This is a genomic window from Chamaesiphon sp. VAR_69_metabat_338 (assembly GCF_031423935.1).
Classification (GTDB): Bacteria; Cyanobacteriota; Cyanobacteriia; order Cyanobacteriales; family Chamaesiphonaceae; genus Chamaesiphon.
In genome coordinates this window covers 1-4,960 of record NZ_JANPGM010000471.1, presented here as the reverse complement: position 1 = coordinate 4,960, position 4,960 = coordinate 1, and the positions used below count along the sequence as shown (strand labels likewise).

General features: G+C 48.2%; 7 protein-coding genes. 5 read left to right on the top strand and 2 right to left on the bottom strand.

Annotation, left to right across the window (positions count from 1 at the left end):
• Window positions 1-143: DUF4351 domain-containing protein (locus tag RMO84_RS13085; RefSeq protein WP_310488894.1), on the top strand; the 143-nt coding region annotated here is incomplete at its 5' end.
• Here RMO84_RS13085 and RMO84_RS13080 read toward each other — a convergent pair.
• Window positions 133-2,364 (bottom strand): DUF5682 family protein, encoded by a 2,232-nt coding sequence (locus RMO84_RS13080; protein WP_310488893.1) that lies wholly within the window; start codon window positions 2,362-2,364, stop codon window positions 133-135. The genes RMO84_RS13085 and RMO84_RS13080 overlap by 11 nt on opposite strands.
• A gap of 176 nt (window positions 2,365-2,540) precedes the next feature.
• On the opposite strand from RMO84_RS13080, the gene RMO84_RS13075 reads away from it, so the two are divergent.
• The 4 genes from RMO84_RS13075 to RMO84_RS13060 all read left to right on the top strand — a co-directional run bounded on the left by RMO84_RS13075 (window position 2,541) and on the right by RMO84_RS13060 (window position 3,910).
• Window positions 2,541-2,963, top strand: coding sequence for a putative toxin-antitoxin system toxin component, PIN family (locus tag RMO84_RS13075; protein ID WP_310488892.1), 423 nt, complete (start codon window positions 2,541-2,543; stop codon window positions 2,961-2,963).
• A gap of 4 nt (window positions 2,964-2,967) precedes the next feature.
• A complete protein-coding gene (locus RMO84_RS13070; protein WP_310488891.1) occupies window positions 2,968-3,207 on the top strand; it encodes a toxin-antitoxin system HicB family antitoxin in 240 nt (79 codons plus the stop codon).
• A 132-nt stretch (window positions 3,208-3,339) separates the two neighbouring features.
• A complete protein-coding gene (locus RMO84_RS13065; protein WP_310488890.1) occupies window positions 3,340-3,600 on the top strand; it encodes a type II toxin-antitoxin system ParD family antitoxin in 261 nt (86 codons plus the stop codon).
• 1 nt (window position 3,601) lies between these two features.
• Window positions 3,602-3,910 (top strand): type II toxin-antitoxin system RelE/ParE family toxin, encoded by a 309-nt coding sequence (locus tag RMO84_RS13060; RefSeq protein ID WP_310488889.1) that lies wholly within the window; start codon window positions 3,602-3,604, stop codon window positions 3,908-3,910.
• A gap of 2 nt (window positions 3,911-3,912) precedes the next feature.
• Here RMO84_RS13060 and RMO84_RS13055 read toward each other — a convergent pair.
• Window positions 3,913-4,960: AAA family ATPase (locus RMO84_RS13055; RefSeq protein WP_310488888.1), on the bottom strand; the 1,048-nt coding region annotated here is incomplete at its 5' end.

The following is a 4,960-nucleotide window of genomic DNA, read 5'->3' as shown; positions in this document are numbered from 1 at the left end:
CACGACGATTTGGGACGCTATCTACAGAAGTCAATGAAGTAATTGCTAAGTTGCCATTGGATAAACTTGAAGATTTGGGAGAAGCTTTGTTGGATTTTCAAGAGCTTGCTGATTTAACGAGTTGGTTGGCAACTAATTCGTAGTTGTGGCAAAGCCTAAAAGTTGAGCGACAACTGGTAAGGCTTGTCGCGCTCTCTCGGTGTTAAAGTTAGCAGACTCAGTCACAACTACCTTACTAATAACTTTTCCTTTAGCAACCTTCTCACCCATTTGCTGGCGTTCGGGCGAACTAAACGTCGCAAAAGTCCGGCGCAATAATGGCAAAATAGCTACAAAATTCTCTGCTGATAATCCGGCAATCCAATTATCTAATACCTGCCAAATTCCATCGCTGTGCAATAGCAATAAACCACTCCCACGCAAGAAGCCTTCCGCCCAAGCCGCAGCCGCAGTCGGTTCGTTGGCTAGCGATAGTGCCAAGCTCAATCGCTGGCTGGTAGCTTCAGTATCCAAACTGCCATCGTCAAATAACAGCCGACAGCAGCGTCCTTGCACTAAACCGTGGACGTTTTGTTGGCTGGCAATCTGGGTTAAAACTTGCCGCCAGTTGTCTAACTGGGTGGGATTTTGGAGGAGTTTAATCGTGCCATTTGTCTGTTGGATCGCGTCGAAAATCTGCGTAGCGGCATCGTCGTCGAGGGATTGGCAGGAATTGGGTAAACCGATGCACAGGCGGCTAATCAGGCCATCTACAACGATCGAGATGCTAGTTGTATCGGTTTGGCGCACGTCGCCATAACGGAGGATATTTGCCAATGGTGGCAAGGCATTCATAAAGTGTAATGTATCGCTGGTGATGGCGGCGATCGCTTGGAGTCGCTGCATCAGGGTGGGGATGGCGGTACCTAAATTGGCGAGTAAAACTCGATCGAGTAATGTTGTCAGGCTGGGCAAATCTTGAGCATCTTGAGCCGCTTGCTGGGCGAAGGCGGTGGCGGCTGATTCGATCGAATTACCCCAGACTCCAGCTTCGATCAGTTTGACGGCAAATTCTGGTTGCCAACAGATTAACCATCCTTCTTTAAACGTCCCCGTGCTGCTAGTGCGCTGGGTTTTGCCCCAACCAATGCCGAGTAAATTGAGCCGATGGAATAATTGCGATCGATCCAAATCGTTGGCATTGCGGAGATCGAGTTCTAGTGATTTATCGATCGGTTCTTGCTTGAGCCGGAGTTTTTTAATTAGTTTCTGTAAGTCTTGCTGAAGCGGGATTTGCGGCGTTTCGCTGGGGACTCTTCCCAACCTGTCATTAATAATCAACTGTTGATGAATCAGTTGTATCGGTGCCGTATCGCCAAAACACAACACGGTTTGCACCGCTTCATTTAATTCTGCCAAGCCTGGGAGCGGACTTTCCCGCATCGCCGACAGAGTTTCCGCCAACCGTACCGCTTCGATGACACTCGCCGAAGACGCATCGAGATCCTCTTGACGCAACAGCCGCGCCACATTCGTCAGCCAGCGAATGACGACATTTTTTTGATGCGTCCACAGGTGGTGATACCAGCCTGGTGACTCTACCCCCGCACCATAACCGCTCGCCGCACTCAATCGTCCATAAGTCCACGGTACCCACGTCGCTTGAATTTTGGCTTTGGTGGGAGCTGGCAATAATGCTTTATCATCACTCACTGCTGGTAATGGCTCTATCAGCGCGGGTGCGTGCCAAGCACCACAAACAACCGCTAGTTTTTGAAAACCTTCGGTTTCTGCTTGGCGCAGACATTGGCGCATGTAGGCTTCGCGAATCAGATCTCGTTGTTGCGTATGCTCGGTTAATTCCTGCCGCAATGCCGTCATCGCCTCTAAAATTGCCGCAAACAAATCGGTACTATTGCGGCGTTGCTCGACTAAATATTCCCAATAGCGTTCGCCCTCCCCAAATCCGGCAGCTCTACTCAACCAACCGAGCGGATCGGCTCCTGGGGTAGTTTCTGCGTCATCCAATGGTTGCGATCGATCTCCATTTTCTACTTCTGTCGATCGCCCTGAATCCCGCAGTGTTGCTGGCAAGTCGATAAATCGTACCGGAATCTTGGCTAATAAAGCATATTGGATCGCCTGCCATTCGGGTGAATAAATCGCAAATGGATAATAGCCCGATTGCGGTAAGTCCTCTGGATCGTAGATCAACAGTGCCACAGGTGGTTTCATCTCGCCAGACTGCGCGAGGGCAATTAGATCGTTTGCTTCTGGTGGCCCTTCAATCAGGACGATATCTGGTTGAAGCGTCTTGAGTGCCGATCTCAAGCTCCGTGCGGAACCTGGCCCATGATGGCGAATGCCAAAGATAGTAGTGGTCATTTGTTTGAGACTGATGAATTTCCCTGTCGGTGACATGTCCGAGTGTAATATCGATTTTCTCATTCAATTCGCCTTCCGATCGCATCTCTAGGTAACGATATCTTGAGAGTACATTAATTCGTTCGGACACTCGATCGAATCTTGGTTTTTGATAGCATATATGCTATCTTGTTCGCATGGGTGTGAAAATTGTAGTCGATACCAATGTTTTTATCGGTGCGATAATTAATTCTCAGGGGTTAAATCGCCAACTAATTCGCCGTTGCTTGCTGGGTGAATATCAACCGATGATGAGCAATGCTCTGTATCTAGAGTACGAATCGGTAATAGAGCGGGAAGAGATTATCGCCAAATGTCAACTAGACAGAAGTAAAGTTAACGAGTTACTAGACGGCTTTCTGAGTGTTTCTGAGTGGGTGTATATCTACTATTCGTGGCGACCTAACTTGAGAGATGAGGGCGATAACCATGTCGTCGAATTAGCGATCGCTGGAAATGCTCACATAATAGCTACTAACAATCTCAGAGATTTTAAAGGGTCTGAATTAACATTCCCACAATTGCAAATTCTCAACCCATCTCAAATTATCACAGAATAACTTTATGGCAGTTTTAACAGTGCGGATGCCAGACGATCGACATTCGAGATTAAAGGCACTAGCCGCCAGTCGAGGCGTAAGCGTCAATAAAATAATTGAAGAGCTTACAACTGTTGCGTTAGCCGAGTTTGATGCTCACAATCGATTCAAGGTCAGAGCCGCCAGAGGATCGGCGGTTAGAGGGTTGGAAATACTCGACGAACTCGACGAACTGGAATCTCGATCGGGGTCGATCGGGGTTTAAGTTCCAGTTAGTTTCGATGGGTGATAAGAAAACGATCGATACAGTATCCTAGATCGTAGTGGAGTTGAAAGATACGTCCCCTAATCGACCTAAGTTATAATTTAGCAAGATTTTAGATCGACTTTTATTTTTATGAATCTAACTCTCAAACCCGAATTAGAAAGCTTTATTCAAGAAGAAATACTCGCTGGTAAATATTCTAGCCCCGATGAAGCGATCGAGGCAGCATTAAATTTACTTCAATCTAAAAATTCTGTCGATAGATTAGCTACAGAGCTACGCGAGAAAATAGATATTGCTGCGGCACAACTCGATCGAGGGGAAGGACTCAATGGTGATGATGTAATAGCTAGCTTGAGAGCCAAGTTACAAGCAGCAAAAGAGGCTCGGTAGATTGACTCAATATATTATCTCTCCAGAAGCAGCTTTAGATTTAGACGAAATATCGACATATTATGCAATACATAATATCGAAGCAGGTGAGAAGCTGCTCGATGAATTCGAGGCTAAATGTAAATATTTAGTCAATTCCCCCAATATTGGGCGAAGTTATAAATCTCTTCGTGCCGATCTGAGGGGACTTTCTTTCTCAGCCTATATTATCTTCTATAGAGTTGGCAATAATATTGTTGAAAATTTAAGAGTTGTCAGCGGAAGTCGGGATTTAGAAGCTTTGTTTGCAGATCCCGATCGAGGCTTGTAGCCCTACATCAACTCCCGACAGGCACGATAGATATCCTGCCAGCCTTCGCGTCCCTTCACCACAGTTTCTAGATACTCCTTCCACACCACCGCATCCTGTACCGGATCTTTGAGCACCGCACCCTGGATGCTGGCTGCTAGATCGCCAGCTTGCAGCGTTCCATCACCAAAATGCGCTGCCAATGCCATCCCGCTATTGACAACCGAAATTGCTTCTGCCGTGCTCATCGTGCCGCTGGGGGTCTTGAGTTTAGTCTTGCCATCGCCAGTTACCCCCGATCGCAATTCGCGGAAGATCGTCACCACGCGGCGGATTTCGGTTAGAGCCGGAACTTCGATCGGTAGTTCGAGGGCGCGTCCCATGCTTTCTACCCGCTTATGGACGATCGCGACTTCTTCGTCGGCACTATCAGGTACGGGTAAAATCACGGTATTAAAGCGGCGTTTGAGGGCACTAGATAGCTCGTTGACACCCTTATCGCGATTATTCGCCGTGGCAATCACGTTAAATCCTTTCTGGGCTTGGACTGCCGTACCAATTTCGGGAATCGGTAGCGTTTTCTCGGATAGAACGGTAATTAATGTATCCTGCACATCCGCCGGAATCCGCGTCAATTCCTCGATCCGCACGATTTTGCCGTCATTCATCCCATTCATCATCGGACTGGGCACCACGGCAGCCATAGACGGCCCTGCGGCTAATAAGAGGGCGTAGTTCCACCCGTAGCGAATCGCTTCTTCGCTGGTACCAGCAGTACCTTGAATCAACAAAGTAGAATCGCCCGTTACCGCTGCGGTGAGGTGCTCGGATACCCAAGATTTGGCGGTGCCTGGTACGCCGTACAGTAATAAGGCTCGATCGGTTGCCAATGTCGCGATCGCGATTTCCATCAACCGCCGACTGCCGATATATTTGGGGCTGACTTCAAAGCCATTTTCAAGTTTGCCGCCGAGTAAATATGTAGAGACTGCCCAGGGGGAAAGTTTCCAGTTGGGCGGCTTTTGGCGGGTGTCGGCTTGGCTGAGCTCGGCGAGTTCGTGGGCAAATTGG